This is a genomic window from Paenibacillus sp. CF095 (assembly GCF_900101225.1).
In the GTDB taxonomy this organism is placed as follows: domain Bacteria; phylum Bacillota; class Bacilli; order Paenibacillales; family Paenibacillaceae; genus Paenibacillus.
Genome location: NZ_FMZN01000001.1, coordinates 262592 through 280736, shown reverse-complemented (window position 1 = coordinate 280736; position 18145 = coordinate 262592). Strand labels below are relative to the sequence as shown.

Here is an 18145-nt window from a genome sequence, read left to right as displayed (position 1 = left end):
TTAATCCAATAACTGAACAAGCGAGGTAACACGATGGAAGTAGAAGTAAGTACATTACATGCATTTTCGGACAAGGCTCATGGCGGAAACCCTGCAGGTGTTGTTTTAAAAGCTGTGCATTTGTCTGAGACCCAGATGCAGGAGATTGCCAGACAAGTCGGTTTTTCAGAGACTGCATTTGTTATGCCCTCGGATCAGGCTGATTTCAAAGTGCGTTATTTCACCCCAAGTGATGAAGTCGATCTATGTGGACATGCCACAATTGCTTTATTTTATCTAATGAAGACACAGCAGCTCGTTAATGTTGGTACATATACACTGGAGACACTGGCCGGAATTCTTAAAGTTGATATCGCAGTCAATGGAGAAGTCTATCTGTCTCAGACGTTGCCGGAGTTTGGGGAGATCGTGGATCGACAGCAGATTGCCGACTCGTTACGTATTTCTATGGAGGATTTGCATTCCGAGCTACCTGTACAGATTGTGTCTACCGGGCTACCCGATATCATGATAGGCGTTAAAGATGTTGATGTTCTGACCAAAATCGATCCTTACTTCCAGCGTATCACTGAAATAAGCAAGGCTCATCATGCCATAGGTTATCACGTGTTTACACTCGAATCAGATGTTATGGACGTTCTGGCAGAATGCCGTAATTTTGCACCGCTTTATGATATACCGGAAGAGAGCGCAACAGGCACATCCAATGGTGCAATGCTCTGTTATTTATACAAGTACAACCAACTCACAGATCCTCATCATCACACGTACACGATCAGACAAGGGTATACCATGAACCGCCCCTCTGAGATCCGAGCCAGATTAACTTTGGACAATTCCAATGAAATCACACAGATTCAGGTTGGAGGTAGCGCAGTTCATATCAAAAACATTAAAATACACCTCCCTTAATGGGAGGTGTTTTCCGTACTTAGGATATGTAAACTATCTTATGCGAAGCAGTAGTAGCCTGGCCTGTGGTCATCATTGAATTTGTTGTAAAAATCGTAGTACCGCTACCTCCATCTGGTTCAGTCCTGGCTGCTCTATAGGAAAATGGCCTGCCCCTTCCAAGATCACACATTCCTTGTCCACCACCAGACGATCAAAAAAAGATTGGCTGAACCTGATCGGTGTCATGGGGTCCAGTTCAGGGTGAACCAACAGGACCGGACACTGGTTGAACTGTTCCGGGCTTACCTCCGGTTTTTTATTAAGGAATGTTCTTAATAATTCCAACGGAATACGTGTAGCTGCCGCTTGTGGATCATCCATAATAAGCCGGGTTAAGTCCTTGTTATTAGTAATCAGTTGCATTCGGGATACCTGTTTGACCGAAATACGTACATGATCCAGCAGACCAGGGAACAGATCCATCATCCGTTTTCCCGCCCGACTCACCAGACGATTCGGCGCAAGCTGATCACGCATTTCCGGGTTACTCGTATCTACAAATGTAGTTGCGATCAGACCCTTAACGCGCTTGCTGCGTGCACTGGTGTGATAGGCAAGCATCCCTCCGATGCTACTTCCCAATACAACGATTGGCTTGCCATCTTTTTTGTGTTCCCGTTCGATGAGTGACACAAGTAGCTCTATCCAAAGTTCGTAGTTAATACGTGTACCAGACATTGCGTAACTTAACCCATACGGCGGAAGATCTGGCGATACCACCTCGTATCCATGTCGCTGCAACATGCGGGCATACGGAGCGAGCAACCTGCCATTGCCCCCCGCACCATGAATGAACAAAATTTTGATTGAAGACTCCGGCGCAGGCAAGCGATCGATATGCAGATGAACCCCATTTGACTCCCACCATTCTTCCTCAGGAGCTGTATGCTTTCCTAACCTCACTTCTTCCGGGAAAAAGGCCTGATACTGTTTCCAATAGGGATGTGTTGTCTGATATGAAGGCAAACTTTTTTTCATACGGTACATTCTCCTCTTTTCGTATACAAAAAAAGCCGTACAGTGTACGACTTTTCGTTAAGAATACGTCTATGACCATACTTCTTTTTATAACACCTTCCGTATATCTGTCAATCGGGAAACTGTACATTGCCCGGTACGATATATGCACCGCCTGACCCATCATTAGGCAGAGCCGGGATCGTGTCATTTAATACCTGACCGCGAATATCGGTAATACGAACGTTTAGTTTTTCTTTGCCCAGTCCGGTTCCGAGGAAATGATTATAGTCTTGCTTTTCAAGATTGAGCCACGTACCATCCTTCTGTTTCACTTCGAACTTCAGCACCGGATATTTGTGATTACGAACCTGAATGGCTGCCCACCACTGACTGCTGCCTTCCTTGATCCGATAGGAGACGTTGCCTTGAATTGGAGCTTTGACCACTTTCCAGCTGATATTGATTTTGCCTGCTTTTGGGTCACCGATCAGATTAAAGGCATTCGGTGAGAGATCCAGCGCTCCGCTGGCGCCCTCTGGATAGAGGTCTGTTACATAGACGGTTGTTTTGCCTTTAGGACCCTGCACCTCGAGATAGGCTCCCGCTAAAGCGGCTTTGACACCGTTATAATTGAGTTGGAACGGATTAAGTGCAGTAATCTTCATGTCCGCCGGGATGGGATCAAGCAACACCGCACCTCCCGAGTAACCTGAGCCCGTATACGTCGCGTAACCCTGATATGTATCATTCCATGCAGCAGATGCAGGTAGAGCAAATAATACGAGACTGAGCAACATCCCTGTACCGACCCATTTTAATCGTTGAAATCTACTTTTCTTGTTCATGAGCTATCCCTCCTCTACGTTCTCGTGTAAAATATCTATTCAACTGCTAGATTTGAATATAACATTATTTTACATAATAACTGTTTATTTTCAATCCCTATCTACCAAATCACATCTATAGTCCTGCCCGTGGACTTGAACATTCATGACCACGCACAAGATATGGATACATACCATAATTTGGTGAAATTGATATAATAACAAGCCTGTATTGGATGGGTTCCCAGTAATAAAAAAACGCCACACCCCGGAGTAATTTCGCTCTCCGAATGGTGTGACGCCTATTAAACACTACGGTCAGAATACCCGGTCTGTCCAAGGACAGTCAGCATTTGACTCAACCCGTTTCCCTTCGTTTCACCCGCTTCCTTAGTCGCTCATACTGTGCGTAGATCCGCGGAGATTCTTTCGTCAGGATAGGCCCCAGCACAGCCAGAATTAACACATACAATACGGCAAACGATTGGATGGATGCCATTAGCCCTCCGGCCTTGCCGATGTTCGCCATGATAATGGAGAATTCGCCCCGTGAGACCAGGGTAAAGCCCACATTCAACGAGGCCTTAGGACTCATTCCAGCCAATCTGCCAGCAATCATGCCTGCACCATAGTTACTGGCGATTGTCAGAATAACGGCAATAATTGTCATGCCAATAGCTCCGCCAAGTGAAGACGGCTCGATGGTCAGACCAAAACTGAAGAAGAAAATTGCACCAAAAAAATCTTTGAAAGGCATGATCTGGTGCTCAATCCGACTCACATGTCTTGATTCGCCCAGCACAAGCCCCATCATCAACGCTCCAATAGCTTCCGCTACATGCAGTGTCTCCGAGAAACCAGCCACCAGGAAGAGCAGTGTCATGACGGTAAGCAGAAACAACTCTGATGACTTGATATTCAGTGCCTTATCAATATATTTGATGCTTTTCCTGCCAATAATCAGGAACAGCACAATAAACAGCAGGGCAGACAGTGATACCAGCAGAACACTTAAGAATGAAGTTGCCCCGCTGAGCACAAGCCCAGTCAGGATGGAGATATGAATCGCGATGAACAAGTCATCGAACATGATCATGCCCATGATAATCTCTGTTTCAGGGTTTGCCGTTCGTTTCAGATCAACCAGCACTTTAGCCACAATGGCTGTAGAAGAGCTGGTCATGATCCCGCAGACAACAAGTGTCTCCTGAAGGGGCAGATCCATGAACCACCCCAACAGCAATCCAGAGACAAAATTCAGGCCTACATAGAACATGCCTCCGGTCAGAATGGCTTTACCAGACTTTAATAAACGGGAGACCGAGAACTCCAGACCCAGATAAAATAGCAAAAACAAAATACCAAGCCTGCCCATAAATTCAATAAAGGTCGAACTTTCGATAAAACGTAAATCCACTATGCCGATCTGTGGTGCATGTGGTCCAACAGCCATACCAATCAGGATATAGAAAGGAATGACCGAAAATCGTAATCGTGAAGATATCAGCCCAGTAAGTGTAATCAGCGCAACGGCAATTCCCACTTCGAATATGAGCATATCCATAGGCTAAGTCCGTCCATCAGTCAACAATTGTTTGAGATGTTTGATCTGATTTCGTTCGCCAGCAACTACAATTGTAGCTCCAGCGGTAAAAGCATAATCCGGACCTGGATTAAAATGCTTCTCCTTATCCTTGGTCACAACAGCGAGAATAACGGCGCCCGTAGCCTGACGGATATCTAGTTCACCAATCGTCATGCCTACACTTGCTGCGTGAGGCTCAATTCGTAGCCATTCGATTAACAGCCCTTCAAGCATCACTTCACGCTCATCCTGAAACTTCGGTTTATAGGTCATACCACCAACGATAGCGGCTACCGCCCGGGCTTCATCATCGTCCAGGGTGACAAGGGATACCATATCACCCACCTCTTCAGGCGTATCCCCTGACTCCATATGGAACAGGTCACGTCGCTCGTCGTTATGAATCACAATGACCAAGTGCTCACCACTACGGGTATGCAGCCAGTATTTACGTCCAATCCCTGGTAAGTCTGTCTCTTTAAAGTGCATGATCTGCACCCCCTAGGGCCGGCTCGTTCAAGGTTTCGCTCCTCAGCTCAATCCCCGTAATGCGGATTCTCATGGAACCTGATGGTGTATGAACAGACCTAACTTCCCCTTTACTGCCAAGCAGTAATTGACTCCCTACTGGAGAGAGGAAGGAAATACGACCCTCATCAGGATTGGTATCTTCTGGCATAACAATCATGAACGAATCTGACGTATGAAAATCGATATATTCAAAATCAATATGACTACCGATCAATACAGCCGAATCGAGATCTTCATCAGGGCCCAGGAGCAGTTTTTCCACATACTCCGTATATGCCGACAATTGTTTTTCTAATTGTATCCGCTCTGGATCGCGCACGTCGAAATAGGCGTCGAGAAATGTTCTTTTCTCTTCACCGAATGTAAATAGCTGGCTCACCAGCTTCTCTCTGCAATTATGGCGGGAAGTCCTATGGTTCATAATAGATTTCACCCCCTATACAAGCCTTGTTCTCCATGTTGATTGGCATGTTTCTCTTCATCATCTTGTTTTCCTCCTTTTTATTATAAAAAGACCCCGGGATACGAGACCTTCTTACCATCTTACCAAAACTAATATTTTAATCCAGTATATTCGTCTAACTTGCTTGTTTATTATCATTTGTGGTCATATCTTCCATTTAATAACTTAATTCTTCACATCATATGGTAGATCCATAGAACATTTTAATTACGGCATAAAAAACATTTTATGGATTTTCATCTCGTATTTTTATTTGCTTTACTGTATATTTAACTACAAACTTTTATGCAATTTATACAAATAAGCATCTACAGACTTTAACACAATAAAGGAGTGCATCGAAAAAGTGTCCACGATAACAAAAGAAACTACAGAGTCCGTTCAAGTTACTGCCGCAGATTATGTTCATTCCGTTTACGAGTCGGTTGTCGCCAGAAATCCGCATGAAGATGAGTTCCATCAGGCTGTCAAAGAAATTCTGGATTCCCTTATTCCTGTTATTGAAGCACACCCCAAGTATAGGAACCATAGTCTGCTGGAACAGCTTGTTGAACCTGAACGTGTAATCACATTCCGTGTCCCATGGGTAGATGATCAGGGCAAAGTTCAGGTTAACCGTGGATTCCGGGTGCAATTTAACAGTGCCATTGGCCCTTACAAAGGCGGACTTCGCTTCCATCCTTCTGTATACTCGGGCATCATCAAGTTCCTTGGCTTCGAACAGATCTTCAAAAATGCTTTGACCGGTCTGCCCATTGGCGGTGGTAAAGGCGGTTCTGACTTCGATCCCAAAGGAAAATCGGATCTGGAAGTCATGCGTTTCACGCAAAGCTTCATGACTGAGCTGTACAAATATATCGGTTCCGATACGGATGTACCGGCAGGTGACATTGGTGTAGGCGCAAGGGAAATCGGTTACATGTTCGGCCAATACAAACGTATTCATGGCGGGCATGAAGCAGGCGTTTTGACAGGTAAAGGACTGCTGTACGGAGGAAGCTTGGCACGTAAGGAAGCGACTGGCTTCGGCTGTGTGTACTTTGTGAAGGAGATGCTGCAATCCAAGGGTCTCAGCTTCCAAGACAGCACAGTCGTTGTTTCTGGCTCTGGTAATGTGTCCATCTATGCCATTCAGAAGGCACAGGAGCTTGGAGCTACAGTCGTGGCGTGTAGTGACTCAGGCGGCTACATACACGATCCACAAGGCATCAACCTGGATACCGTGAAACGTCTGAAAGAGGTTGATCGTCTTCGCATCAGCGAATACATCAAAGAACATCCGCATGCTACATATACCGAAGGCTGTGAAGGCATCTGGTCTATCCCTTGTGATATTGCTCTTCCATGTGCAACGCAAAACGAGATCGATGAAGAAGCTGCGGCCCTGCTGGTTAAAGGTGGCGTGAAGGCCATTGGCGAAGGCGCGAATATGCCTTCCACCCTGGCTGCCATTGACGTCTTCCACGGCGCAGGCGTGCTGTTTGGTCCAGCCAAAGCGGCTAATGCCGGAGGTGTAGCCGTGTCTGCTCTTGAAATGTCACAGAACAGCATGCGGTTGTCCTGGTCATTTGAAGAAGTAGACGCCAAGCTGCATGACATCATGAAGAACATCTACACCAGTTGTGTAGAAGCTGCTGAAGAGTATGGCTGTGAAGGTAACCTCGTAGCCGGAGCGAATATCGCCGGTTTCCTCAAAGTAGCCGATTCCATGATTGCTCAAGGTGTGGTTTAATTCATCTCTCACTAATCTATACGGAATGAATAAGGGCAGTTCCCCGTAAATTCGGAGAACTGCCCTTATTGGTATTGTTACATAATTATATTGAAATGCTATTGCTCTGACATATCATACGTTTTTATTTTACAGTGATCAAAGCTTCACCATGTTCGATGTTACCTTGTTGTTTAGCCTGAATGTCTGTGTAAATAGCTGTATTCGATACGATCACAGAGGTCATTATATCCAGCCCTGCGGCTGTAATGCCCTCCAGATCGAACTCCACCAGCTTGTCTCCTTTGCGAACAGTATCGCCATCAGAGACATATGAAGTGAAATGCTTGCCTTTGAGAGTCACGGTATTGATACCCACATGAATCAAAATCTCCACGCCATCCTCAGACAACAGTCCAATGGCATGTTTCGTCTTGAAAATCGTAACCACTACACCATCGAACGGTGCATACGCCACACCCTTTGTCGGAATGATCGCCGCCCCTTGACCCATGGCTCCACTAGAGAACGCCTCATCCCCGACCTCTGTCAACGGAATCAGTTGGCCCGTCAGCGGGCTGGACACGATCTTCTCCCCATACACTTCCGTAGTTGCCTGAACTGGAGTCGTGGCAGAAACATCACCAGCAGTTTCTTTGTAATCCGATGATATACGTTTTGGTTGCACCTGTTCTGCTTTTTCCTGCTTCATTGAAGCAGAAGACGTGGCTGCATTTTTGTAACCGAACATGTACGTCAGAATAAAGCCCAATACAAAGGCGATCAGGACTGAAAGAATGAAACCAATGAATCCGGTATCAATTCCATTAGGATTAATGAACAACGGAATACCGAACAACCCTGCACCAAAGCCATACGCAGTAGAACCCATGAAACCAGCGACAGATCCTGCGATACCACCTGCAATGGAAGCCATAATAAACGCTTTTTTCGCCGGTAATGTTACACCGTAAATGGCGGGTTCCGTTACACCCATGAGGCCTGAAATTGTCGCAGACATCGCAATCGGCTTCAACTTCTTATCCCGGGTTTTGATCGCAATTGCAAATGCTGCCCCGGTTTGGGCAAACGTAGTAGCATACAACATACCATTGATTGGATCGAATCCGTTTGTTACCAAATTATTTAGCAGTATGGGAATAAATGCCCAGTGTAACCCAAAAATAATAATGGTTTGCCAGAGGCCAGCCAGAAGCAATCCGGCAACAATAGGGCTTAGCCCGTAAGTCCACATTGCTCCTTTGGCCAAATAGTCACTGATTAGCGTTGCTACCGGCCCCACTGCCATAAAAACAACCGGGGTAATTACTGTCAGTGTAACCAGCGGTACGGCAAACATTCTAATGGGAGAAGGAGATATTTTTGTAACCCATCTCTCGAAATTTGCTGCCAGATAAGAAGCAATAATAATTGGAATAACCGATTGTGTATAGTTGATTAAAATGACCGGAATGCCCAGAAAGGACATACCTGTCCCTGCCGTAGCGGCAGCGGTCATCGTTGGATATACGAGTGCAGCACCAATGGTTGCAGAGATAAATGGATTACCTCCAAACTTTTTCCCTGCAGAGAACCCAAGCAGAATCGGGAAGAAGTAGAACAGTGCATCTGCGGTTGCAAACAATATCTTGTATGTGCTCATGTCTTCCGTAAGCCATTTCAACGTACTGAACAGGGCTAGCAACCCTTTGAGAATACCCGCTGCCGCGAGCACACCGATTACCGGCATAAATACGCCAGATATCACGTCAACAAAGCGATTGAACAGACCTTGCTTATCTCCTTGCCCCTTTTGTTCTGAAGTGGCTGACATCGGTTCTTTTCCCATTATTCCTATCAGGGACTCATAGACTTTGGGAACTTCATTGCCGATGACCACCTGGAACTGGCCACCACTCTCCACAACAGTGAGTACTCCGTCGATCTTCTTGATCTCTTCCTTGTCGGGTGCCTTCATATCTTTCAGGTTGAATCGGAGACGAGTCACACAATGAATGACGTTATTGATATTTTCATTGCCACCGACGGCGCTGAGAATTTCCTTTGCTGTTTGGTCGTGATTCATGTCATATACTCCTTTACATGGATGCCGTAATATCTTGCAATAATTTCTTAATCAGACAAATTAGTATTTAAATACCGTTGTTAAATGATTCATATTTGAATATCGTTCTTGATTGGTGTAGCCCATGCTGCTACCATCGCCGCACTGATGCCCCCTGTCAATTTGCCCACAATCATGGCAGTTACCATAGATTTGTCCATCCCTGCTACGAAACCCAGATGACCCCCAAGCACAAAGGAGCCGCTGACTGCAAAAGCGATACTAATAACTTTTCCCCTTGGATTCATATTTTTGACCATTCGAAAGGTCGGAATATTGTGAGCCAGTGAAGCAACAAGTCCGGCGGTTGTTGGCGCATCCAAATTGAGCAAACGGCCCGCTCGCTCAAGCGGGGTTTGGCAGACTTTATTGATTACCGCTACCATGGGAAAAGCACCCGCCAGCACAATCGCAATTGTACCTACCGTTGTAATGCCTTCCGAGAGCGGTGCCATATTGGGAATTAGTGCCCAACCTGTAAGGGTTTTTACAGCTATAGCCACCAGTCCAATCAGGGACAACAAGGTGATACCGCTTCCAAATATTTTAAACAACCTCACGGTCTGATTCGTAAAATAGCGCAAGCCGATCATAATAATTACAGATAACAGAATCGGTATCATCAGATTTCGGTATATCACTGTAAAATTGATGCCCGCTACCAGACCGCCGACTAAACAACCAACTGGAATGGTACTGATGCCGATCAGAACCCCTTTGGCAAAGTACGGATGATCCTTCCGATCCAGAATGCCCAGTGCAACAGGGATGGTAAACACGATAGTTGGCCCAAACATGGTACCCAGGAACACCCAGGAGAACAGGCCAGCCTGTTCACTCTGGGCCATCTGTCCAGCCATAGCGTACCCTCCCATATCTACCGCGAGGATGGTATTGGCGAATGATGCCGGATCGGCACCGATCGCTTCATATAATGGAGATATCAGCGGCATAAGCATATTCGCTAGGAATGGTGCAAGTGATACAATTCCCACCATCACCAGGGCGAGTGTGCCCATCGCCATAATGCCCTCCGTGAATGCTGCTCCAAGGCCCAACCTGTTCCCGAAAGCCTTGTCCAGAGCGCCAAGCACCAGGAAAAATGCAATAAGGATCATGACAACATCATTAATGGGCATGATTACTCCTCTACATACCGCTTCACGTTGTGATGGGTTGCGCTTTCATACGTATCGAATACCAAGCGAAGCGTTTTAACATTATCCGAACCGCTGGTCTGGAATTCCGCACCTGTATTCAAACATTCAATAAAGTGGGATTGCAGTTTTCGATGACTGTCCTCGTAGTTTAACTCTGTACGTTCAGCATATACCGTCTCCACACCAGCATTATCAATGATGGACAACCTTCCGTCTTTATATAGCTTAATGGAAGCCTTATCCCCTTCAATGATGAGTTGCTCCTTATGATCCGGAAGCACCTGGCTCGGCAAAGGTTCACTCAGTTCACGACGGGTCGCCCAGCTCATATCCATGAGACCGACATAATCCCTGTATCCCAGCATGACCATACCGCTGTCTTCCCCCAACGTATATTTACTAATCTTTCTGGTCTCGGCATATAGACGTTCAGGCTCACCAAACAAGAACCGCCAGGTGTCAAACCAATGCACACCCATCTCATAGAACAGCAATTGTGGCATGTCTCTAAAAAAAGGCTGTGGCACCTTCTCTTCCGGTGCGAATCTCGGAGAATAATAATCCGTATGAATATACCGAATCGTATTCAATTGTCCCACAGTACTTTCCTCAAGCAGTTGCTTGATCAACTGAAAAGGTTCTAACCAGCGCCAATTCTCCGTCACCATCAGACGCACACCTGCCTCTTCCGCAATACGCACCATCTCTTCAGCTTCCTCAATAGAACGGGCAAACGGCTTCTGGCACATAATATGCTTCCCCGCTGCTGCAGCCATTTTCACCAGCTCCAGATGAGTTTCCGGTGGCGTGATGATATCGATTACATCGAGATTCGCATTATCTAGCATCACTGTCACATCCGAATAACGAAATGTTGCCGGGATGTTAAATTGTTCTGCTTTTTCATTCAATGTATCTTCGTGCCTGTCGCAAATTCCTGTTATCTCGGCATCAGCAACGAATTGCCAAGCCTTAATGTGTTTTTCTGACCAGTACCCTGTTCCGACAATACCAATTTTCCACATACCTTCACCCCATCTATAATGTAAATCTCTATTTGTGCCAGCTTTGGCACCTCTCTCTGGTAACTCTTATTTACGTGTACCAATCATCACCACGTCATGTTCAAAAGCATGCATGGGAATCACACCATATTCGTTCTCGCGATAAGCTGCTGTCTTGGCAAATCGGCGCTGTACGAGATCAATGGTCGTAAAATCGTATTCTTCAACCGGGAAGTCCAGACGTACCATGGTATTTACCGGAACATACAGCACGAGCGTGTCCTCCGTGCCTGCCGCACGAATCTCCTTCGTTTTGTTTAATACGATATCCATCGGCTTCACACCCACCAACTTGTACTGCTCAAAGAGATACTTGATAAAGGAATAATCCCACGCACCTTCGAACCTTAGAGCTGATCTCCAATCATAAGGGCTATCAAAACCTTCACCCTCCACAATGCCAAAAGACTTGCCTTTCTTGTGCCAGCTCCAGATGCCATGTGCCCCATAAGTGACACCGGCCCCACCTCCGGCAAGCAAACTCTGCCATGCAGCCTTGCGAGCATCGAATGCAGAGTAGCGCCCATAGACGTTGCGGCTATAACTAATCTGTTCATAACAAGGCTCACCGTTGATCACTGGACGTACAGGCGACTGATGATAGAAGTGATCTGCAATCTCATGCGCATAGGCTTGGAATTCCGAGTTATGCCCAGACTGATACATGTAAAAGTCCAGCCCTTCATGGTTTGCAAACACTTCAGGAATCTCTCGTAGTCTGCCTTGGATGTGTAGCGTCGTCAGACTGGATGGGCTGATGCGTTTTACAGTCTCCAGCGCTATCTGATAGTAGGCATTCGCCTCTTCGGAAGGAAAATCGGTATCCCCACTGACCAGATACATCGGATTAAACTCCGAGAATCGATTTACCGCATAGGTCACATAAGGCTCAACAGCTTCAAGTGGCATCTTGCCATCCTTCTGAAACATGGTGGCCCAGGTATCGGGTACATAGTTGCACCAAAGGAGCACAAGTGCGGGTGTGAATCCACGTTCTGTTGCCATACGAACCATGTCTTGTGCACGGTCAAAATAAGCTTCATTAAGTGAAAAATAGTCCGTCGAGCCATCTCCTTGCTGGTTAAAAGGTTCGATATTCAGATCAGAACCACTTGCATCCCATTGGCGCAAAATATTGATCTGTACAACGTTGAATCCCTGCATACTGCGATAATCGAGGTATTCTTCCCATTCTTCCAATGAAGCATTGGTAAATGCACTCCAAACCGTATCCGCCAAATAAAAGAACGGATTGCCTTCTTTCTCAAACGTCCTGCGGTGAGTCGTAACCTCAACAGACATCATTTCACCTATCCTTCCAACTAAATTAATTAATATTATTTTAGTTAAATTAATATAAAAAGTCATTCAAAAGGGATTATAAATGCGTTTTCAATTTGAATGTTAGCACCGTAAACATAAACAGTCAATTACAATTTTAGTTTACACCCCAAATATTTTAGTTAAGTTTAGTTTAGTAATCAGCTAAACTAAACGCTTAATTCATGGTATACTGAACCAATGTACACTATTTAGGAGGTTCCCTATTGAAGATTGATGATATTGCAAGGCTTGCTGGAGTTTCCAAAGCAGCGGTCTCTCTGGCATTCAACAACAAACCTGGTGTCAGCGAACAGACACGTGAACATATACTTAACATCGCACAAGCACATGGCTACAAACCAAGAACAGTCAAAGTTGGAAGAGAAGCACCGAAAAGCAATGCTATTATTCGTTTTGTTGCCTGCAAAAATTCCGACATCGTCACAGAGCATTATGATTCTCTCCCGTTCTTCAATGAATTGATCCACCACATCACGGAACAGGTCAAGCAACATGGCAGTACACTCGTCATCTCTTCCATTGACGTACAGGATTTGCAGCAAGAACTGCAAACGTTAGAAAAGGAACAACCGTCCGCCGGCCTTTTATTGCTCGGGATCAACCTGACTGCGCCCATGATTGAAACCATTCAATCCATTCATGACAATGTCGTCATTCTGGACACGTCATTTGAACATGTGGATGCAAATTTCGTATCCATTAATAATACATTGGGCGGATATCAGGCAGGTCAACATCTGGTTAAGCTGGGGCACAGTCGCATCGGATATGTGAAATCCGGTACACGAATCCCAAACTTCATCAAACGGGAAGATGGATTTCGCACAGCGCTGGCCGAACATCATCTGACCGTTGCTGAGACATTAACCTTCCATCTGCAGCCCATGCTGGTGATGGCGCAGGAACATTTGCAGCAATCGATCCTCCACCTAGAGGAACGGCCTACTGCTATTTTCTGCGAGAACGATTATATGGCAATCAGCACGATCAAATCATTGCAAAATATCGGCATTCGGGTGCCCGAAGATATTTCGGTAATGGGTTTTGACAACATTTTCGAAGCCAATGTAATCAGCCCTGAATTAACCACCGTACATGTCAAAAAAGATATGATGGCCAAAACGGCCGTCAATCTGATTATGACTAACCTGGGGAACAATGAGAAAAACGGTACTCACATCTATGTGAATACAGAAATTGTGGAACGCAGATCCTGTGTACCTGTCGCCACGCCCGCTGTTGAATAATTGTTAACAATACAATTGATCGCATTCCGGTGGGATGGTAAAGTGGTACTGACGTAATTCCATCTATTTGTACTATTATAAGGAAGTGTTTACATTGTCTAACCAACCATATGCCAGCACTGCGAGTCCGCATCTGAGCGCAGACTGTGAGCAATGTTTTGGGCTGTGCTGTGTTGCCTTGCCCTACGGCAAGTCATCTGACTTTGCTTTTGATAAAGCCAGCGGCACACCCTGTCCCAATCTGCGCACGGACAATCGCTGCGGTATCCATACCCAGCTTCGGCAGAAAGGGTTCAAAGGTTGCACGGTATACGACTGTTTCGGAGCTGGACAGAAGCTGTCCCAAGTGACCTACGCGGGCAAAGATTGGCGTGATCATCCAGAGTCTGCAAAGGAGATGTTTGATTGTCTGCCTGCCTTGCGACAACTTCACGAGTTGCTCAGTTATATGAAGGAAATGATGATGAGACCAGAGACGTCATCCCTTCACTCGGCATTTGGTGAGTTATATGAGGAGATTGAGCGCTTGAGCAATCTGGAGCCTGCGGCCCTCCTCAATCTGGACATCGCCGATTATCGGTCCAGTGTGAATCAACTCTTGGTCCAGGCAAGTGAAATGGTACGCGCGCATGTGCCATCTACCTCTCAAGGACAAGGGAAGTCGAAGAAGAGCAAAAAACGTACCGGAAGTGACTTTTTTGGTGCCAACTTAAAAGGGGCTGACCTGCGGGGCGCAAGCTTCCGAGGGGCTTTAATGATCGCAGCCAACCTCCAACATGCAGATATACGAAATGCCGATTGGATTGGCGCGGACTTGCGGGATACGGATCTGGGCGGTGCAGACCTGCGAGGTGGCATCTTCCTCACGCAATCGCAGATTAATGCAGCGAAAGGTAATGTGAATACCAAGTTGCCGAATCATCTCAACATTCCCTCACACTGGGTGTAGGGTGCCATTTCCGCAAGAGCACGAGCAAAAATACAGGCAGGAATGTACCTGCTAATTCATATGAATGTATGAATCGTATACCGCAATAGTAAAAAAACAGCTCGTCCTATGGTATCCAAGGACGAGCTGTTTGTTATCGAAACTACAGGAACGAATCAGAATTATAACAAGTCGCGGCGAAGATCTTCAGCCGATTTCGGAGACAAGTGACCGAGTGGAATATCAAATACCGTTTTCGCTCCCTTATGTCCTTCCACGCTCAAGCGTTGTGCGGCTCTTGCATAAGCCACAAGTACGCTTGCTGTAAATTCAGGATTGCTGTCGAGTTTCAGACCAAATTCAATAATTTGCTTTTGACCGGCACCTGTAACTCCACTCCGAATTACAAATCCACCATGCGGCATGCCTTCATGCTCGGATTTCAATTCTTCTTCGGTAATGAACGTTACCGTTGTATCGTAATCTGCAAAGTAGTTAGGCATCGACACAATCGTCTCACGGATCTCATCCTGATTAGCACCATCTTCTGCTACCACATAACATTGACGCAGATGTTTCTCGCGTGTAGACAGCTCTGGTGTTTCCCCTGCACGAATGCGGTTGATAACCTCTTCAACTGGTACAGTATATTGTACACCCGCCTTAACGCCTGGAACACGACGAATGGCATCCGAGTGGCCTTGGCTCACACCTTTGCCCCAGAACGTGTACTCTTTCCCTTCTGGCAGGATGGACTGTGCAAGCAGACGGTTCATGGAGAACAAGCCTGGGTCCCAACCTGTGGAAATGACACTTACGTGACCGCCTTGCTCTGCCGCAGCATTCACTTCTTTGTAGAATTCAGGAATCTTCGCATGTGTATCGAAGCTATCTACCGTATTGAACAACTTGGCAATGGCTGGTGTCTGCTCTGGAAGATCCGTTGCAGAACCACCACAGAGGATCATAACATCGATCTTGCCTATGTATTGCTCCGCTGCAGAGATATGCTCAAAACGTACTTCTGTACCTTCAGCGACCATCTGCTCCGGGTTACGACGTGTAAACACAGCAATCAGTTCCAGATCCTCGTTCTGGGAAATGGCTTTCTCTACACCTTTACCCAAGTTACCGTAACCAACAATACCCACTCTAATCATGTTCAATCCTCTCCTGTCTTCTTCTATAGTTGTCTATTAATCTATTATAATGATATAACATACCATGTAACCTGTCAGGTTTCCAGTTCGAAATAAAAATACCTTGCAGCGGTGCAGCAATAATGCGGCTCCGTATGCAAGGTATTATGGCGTTCATTCGTTATTTCAGGAAGAAAGAAAGCAGAAAAGAACAATAGCCAATATCTTATGCTTCTACTTCTGTCCAGGTCAACGTCAGTTCAATGACGCCTTCCTGTCCCGCCAATGTTCCTCCAATCAAGGACCAGACATCCTGCGTATCCGGGTCAGTTCCCTGAATAATAATATTTTTGTCATCGATCGTCTGACCCGCATCCGTCAACTTTTTGGCGTTGAAGTAATCTTTATACAGCTGGGATACGGTTTTCATATCTTGTTCAGTGGAGAAAATCACCATGGCCGATTGCTTGCCTTCGTTCTCACCCGAATTGGCTAAACGAATCGTTGCATCTTCCGGCAATGGGAAATCACTTGGCAAGTTCTCCGGCAACTCATTGGTTCCAGCAGCGGCTTCCTCACTACTAACCGAGTCCGAGTCGGTTGGTGCAGTCGTACCCTCCGTTTCGGTCACTGCACTTGTTGTTGCTTCGCTTGCACCTTCATCAGTCGCTTGTTCACCAGTTCCGGAGGAAACCTCAGTGTCCACCTTCTCAGTATCACTCGGTTCGTCTGCCGCGCTGCTGCAAGCACTCAAGGCCACCATCATCGCCAGTGCCGCACAGGCCAATACATATTTCCTTCTCTTCACCATCCGTTACCACTCCTTCTTCTTCATTTCATGTGCTAATCACGTTCAAACGACTGGATTACAGGCACCGCATGAACATTATTCTTAACCCATATCACAGATACAGATAATACACTTAAAGACAATAGACAACTGGCTACGAGAATGGATAGGAAGCGGGTGATCACTCTAAACTTTTTCATCCATCCCTCCTCCTCATCCTGTTCATCATGTGTTTGTGGAATCATGTTACTCATAGATCACTGGACGTTGTGACTAATTTCATGATCTCGGCAGCGACAATATCCGGTTGACTGTTGTGGATACTGTGTGTCGCTTGTGGAACCGTCAGCTGTGTTCCGTGTCTTGACCATGAAGCAAAATTCGCTTGGTCGGCCTGCCATGCATGACTGTCCTCATCCGACTCCTCCGAACCGGCTGTGAGAATCGTCAGGGGGAAGCCAAACTTCGTTTTGTTCTCAAGCACACACGCTGCATTTGTTCTGGAATTCCGAACCTCTTCCATGACATTGTCATTGTACGCATGTCTCAGCGTGGATATCGTGACGGCTTTTTTCATCGGTTCCGTTACCAGATTTGGGTCAATGACCAGAGATGCCATCATGCGATCCGATTGCAGCAATGTTCGTGCGATGCCTGTTTTCACCAGAAAACGGGACCAATCCATCATCCATTCTGGTGTATTCAGGTCCGTACGACTGTAATACTCCGGGCTTCCGCCATCGATCATGACCATGCCAGCCACCTCATCAGGATACCTTTGCGCAAACCGCAGTGTCTCCAGCGCACCCAGGGAGTGACCGACCATGATGTAAGGTGGACGTTGACCGGATGTTCGCAGCAATTGGTGGATCTCTTCCGAGATGGTATCGACATCACGAGGTTCATCCGTATAGTCGCTGTATCCGTACCCGAACCGATCATATACCGCAATTTTTACCTGTGATTTCAACTTGTCATATAGCGGACTGAAATCCACATACGGATTAGGTGTACCCCAGCCTGAGGCAAACACCACGGTTACCTCTCCTTTGCCAGCGGTGTAGAGGTGCATGTTGCGACCACTCACTTCATAATACTTTCCTGGCGGGGGATAGGACTTCATATCCTGCGTGGATTGATACGTTTCATACGCTGTACCTGCCAGCAGCAAAAGTCCTGTGGCAAGCATGATGCCTCCCAGCACTTTTAACCCTCTCCGTAACCCCTTCTTCATCTTCTCTACCCCTTACCCCAAAGGTTCATCTATATATGTATGCTTCAATCGTACCCAAGAAATAGCGGGATTGAAACAATCCCGAG

Annotated in this window: 17 protein-coding genes; 4 read left to right on the top strand and 13 right to left on the bottom strand. The window is 46.3% G+C overall.

Translation table 11 applies throughout. From position 1 onward, the window contains the following. The first annotated feature begins 33 nt into the window (after positions 1 to 33). Entirely contained in the window at positions 34 to 912 is an 879-nt protein-coding gene (locus BLS69_RS01285; RefSeq protein ID WP_091028016.1) for a PhzF family phenazine biosynthesis protein, read from the top strand. A 72-nt stretch (positions 913 to 984) separates the two neighbouring features. Here BLS69_RS01285 and BLS69_RS01280 read toward each other — a convergent pair whose 3' ends face one another. The 5 genes from BLS69_RS01280 to BLS69_RS01260 form a co-directional block, all read right to left on the bottom strand. Beyond that, a complete protein-coding gene (locus BLS69_RS01280) occupies positions 985 to 1932 on the bottom strand; it encodes an alpha/beta hydrolase (protein WP_091028015.1) in 948 nt (315 codons plus the stop codon). Between the two features lie 110 nt (positions 1933 to 2042). Further along, entirely contained in the window at positions 2043 to 2759 is a 717-nt protein-coding gene (locus tag BLS69_RS01275) for an expansin ExlX (protein ID WP_091028013.1), read from the bottom strand. A 337-nt stretch (positions 2760 to 3096) separates the two neighbouring features. Then, positions 3097 to 4302, bottom strand: coding sequence for a cation:proton antiporter (locus tag BLS69_RS01270; RefSeq protein ID WP_091028012.1), 1206 nt, complete (start codon positions 4300 to 4302; stop codon positions 3097 to 3099). Positions 4303 to 4305: 3 nt separating this feature from the next. After that, entirely contained in the window at positions 4306 to 4812 is a 507-nt protein-coding gene (locus BLS69_RS01265; protein ID WP_036617317.1) for a cation:proton antiporter regulatory subunit, read from the bottom strand. Then, the gene (locus tag BLS69_RS01260) at positions 4802 to 5275 is read right to left on the bottom strand and encodes a GreA/GreB family elongation factor (protein ID WP_091028010.1); all 474 of its coding nucleotides are present in this window, start codon (positions 5273 to 5275) and stop codon (positions 4802 to 4804) included. Before BLS69_RS01260 ends, BLS69_RS01265 begins: the two co-directional genes overlap by 11 nt. Before the next feature lie 388 nt (positions 5276 to 5663). Between BLS69_RS01260 and gdhA the strand changes: the two genes are divergently transcribed. Continuing rightward, entirely contained in the window at positions 5664 to 7049 is a 1386-nt protein-coding gene (gene gdhA, locus BLS69_RS01255) for an NADP-specific glutamate dehydrogenase (RefSeq protein ID WP_176872533.1), read from the top strand. Between the two features lie 124 nt (positions 7050 to 7173). On the opposite strand, the gene BLS69_RS01250 is transcribed toward gdhA, so the two are convergent. From BLS69_RS01250 to BLS69_RS01235, 4 genes are all read right to left on the bottom strand, one after another. Beyond that, positions 7174 to 9114 (bottom strand): beta-glucoside-specific PTS transporter subunit IIABC, encoded by a 1941-nt coding sequence (locus BLS69_RS01250; protein ID WP_091028008.1) that lies wholly within the window; start codon positions 9112 to 9114, stop codon positions 7174 to 7176. Between the two features lie 89 nt (positions 9115 to 9203). Then, a complete protein-coding gene (gene eutH / locus BLS69_RS01245; RefSeq protein ID WP_091028006.1) occupies positions 9204 to 10292 on the bottom strand; it encodes an ethanolamine utilization protein EutH in 1089 nt (362 codons plus the stop codon). 2 nt (positions 10293 to 10294) lie between these two features. Beyond that, entirely contained in the window at positions 10295 to 11338 is a 1044-nt protein-coding gene (locus tag BLS69_RS01240; RefSeq protein WP_091028004.1) for a Gfo/Idh/MocA family protein, read from the bottom strand. Positions 11339 to 11404: 66 nt separating this feature from the next. After that, positions 11405 to 12679: a glycoside hydrolase family 140 protein gene (locus BLS69_RS01235; RefSeq protein WP_091034769.1), complete on the bottom strand. Its 1275-nt coding sequence runs from the start codon at positions 12677 to 12679 to the stop codon at positions 11405 to 11407. A 245-nt stretch (positions 12680 to 12924) separates the two neighbouring features. Here BLS69_RS01235 and BLS69_RS01230 point away from each other — a divergent pair, with 245 nt between their 5' ends. Beyond that, a complete protein-coding gene (locus BLS69_RS01230) occupies positions 12925 to 13968 on the top strand; it encodes a LacI family DNA-binding transcriptional regulator (protein WP_091028002.1) in 1044 nt (347 codons plus the stop codon). A 94-nt stretch (positions 13969 to 14062) separates the two neighbouring features. Then, complete coding sequence (locus BLS69_RS01225) at positions 14063 to 14917, top strand: pentapeptide repeat-containing protein (protein ID WP_091028000.1); 855 nt, start codon at positions 14063 to 14065, stop codon at positions 14915 to 14917. A gap of 161 nt (positions 14918 to 15078) precedes the next feature. Here the strand turns inward: BLS69_RS01225 and BLS69_RS01220 are convergent, their stop codons facing one another. The 4 genes from BLS69_RS01220 to BLS69_RS01210 form a co-directional block, all read right to left on the bottom strand. Beyond that, positions 15079 to 16056 (bottom strand): diaminopimelate dehydrogenase, encoded by a 978-nt coding sequence (locus BLS69_RS01220; RefSeq protein ID WP_371129028.1) that lies wholly within the window; start codon positions 16054 to 16056, stop codon positions 15079 to 15081. A gap of 205 nt (positions 16057 to 16261) precedes the next feature. Beyond that, positions 16262 to 16846 (bottom strand): hypothetical protein, encoded by a 585-nt coding sequence (locus tag BLS69_RS01215; protein WP_091027996.1) that lies wholly within the window; start codon positions 16844 to 16846, stop codon positions 16262 to 16264. A gap of 32 nt (positions 16847 to 16878) precedes the next feature. Further along, positions 16879 to 17025, bottom strand: a complete 147-nt coding sequence (locus BLS69_RS32035) for a hypothetical protein (RefSeq protein ID WP_165980244.1) — start codon at positions 17023 to 17025, stop codon at positions 16879 to 16881. Between the two features lie 50 nt (positions 17026 to 17075). Next, the gene (locus BLS69_RS01210; protein ID WP_091027994.1) at positions 17076 to 18059 is read right to left on the bottom strand and encodes an alpha/beta hydrolase; all 984 of its coding nucleotides are present in this window, start codon (positions 18057 to 18059) and stop codon (positions 17076 to 17078) included. Positions 18060 to 18145 lie beyond the last annotated feature (86 nt).

What these genes read in the sequence shown, in the direction of transcription:
- BLS69_RS01285 (WP_091028016.1), top strand. Translation starts at nt 34, where the DNA reads ATGGAAGTAGAAGTAAGTACATTACATGCATTTTCGGACAAGGCTCAT.
- BLS69_RS01280 (WP_091028015.1), bottom strand. Translation starts at nt 1,932, where the DNA reads ATGAAAAAAAGTTTGCCTTCATATCAGACAACACATCCCTATTGGAAA.
- BLS69_RS01275 (WP_091028013.1), bottom strand. Translation starts at nt 2,759, where the DNA reads ATGAACAAGAAAAGTAGATTTCAACGATTAAAATGGGTCGGTACAGGG.
- BLS69_RS01270 (WP_091028012.1), bottom strand. Translation starts at nt 4,302, where the DNA reads ATGGATATGCTCATATTCGAAGTGGGAATTGCCGTTGCGCTGATTACA.
- BLS69_RS01265 (WP_036617317.1), bottom strand. Translation starts at nt 4,812, where the DNA reads ATGCACTTTAAAGAGACAGACTTACCAGGGATTGGACGTAAATACTGG.
- BLS69_RS01260 (WP_091028010.1), bottom strand. Translation starts at nt 5,275, where the DNA reads ATGAACCATAGGACTTCCCGCCATAATTGCAGAGAGAAGCTGGTGAGC.
- BLS69_RS01250 (WP_091028008.1), bottom strand. Translation starts at nt 9,114, where the DNA reads ATGAATCACGACCAAACAGCAAAGGAAATTCTCAGCGCCGTCGGTGGC.
- eutH (WP_091028006.1), bottom strand. Translation starts at nt 10,292, where the DNA reads ATGCCCATTAATGATGTTGTCATGATCCTTATTGCATTTTTCCTGGTG.
- BLS69_RS01240 (WP_091028004.1), bottom strand. Translation starts at nt 11,338, where the DNA reads ATGTGGAAAATTGGTATTGTCGGAACAGGGTACTGGTCAGAAAAACAC.
- BLS69_RS01235 (WP_091034769.1), bottom strand. Translation starts at nt 12,679, where the DNA reads ATGTCTGTTGAGGTTACGACTCACCGCAGGACGTTTGAGAAAGAAGGC.
- BLS69_RS01220 (WP_371129028.1), bottom strand. Translation starts at nt 16,056, where the DNA reads ATGATTAGAGTGGGTATTGTTGGTTACGGTAACTTGGGTAAAGGTGTA.
- BLS69_RS01215 (WP_091027996.1), bottom strand. Translation starts at nt 16,846, where the DNA reads ATGGTGAAGAGAAGGAAATATGTATTGGCCTGTGCGGCACTGGCGATG.
- BLS69_RS32035 (WP_165980244.1), bottom strand. Translation starts at nt 17,025, where the DNA reads ATGAAAAAGTTTAGAGTGATCACCCGCTTCCTATCCATTCTCGTAGCC.
- BLS69_RS01210 (WP_091027994.1), bottom strand. Translation starts at nt 18,059, where the DNA reads ATGAAGAAGGGGTTACGGAGAGGGTTAAAAGTGCTGGGAGGCATCATG.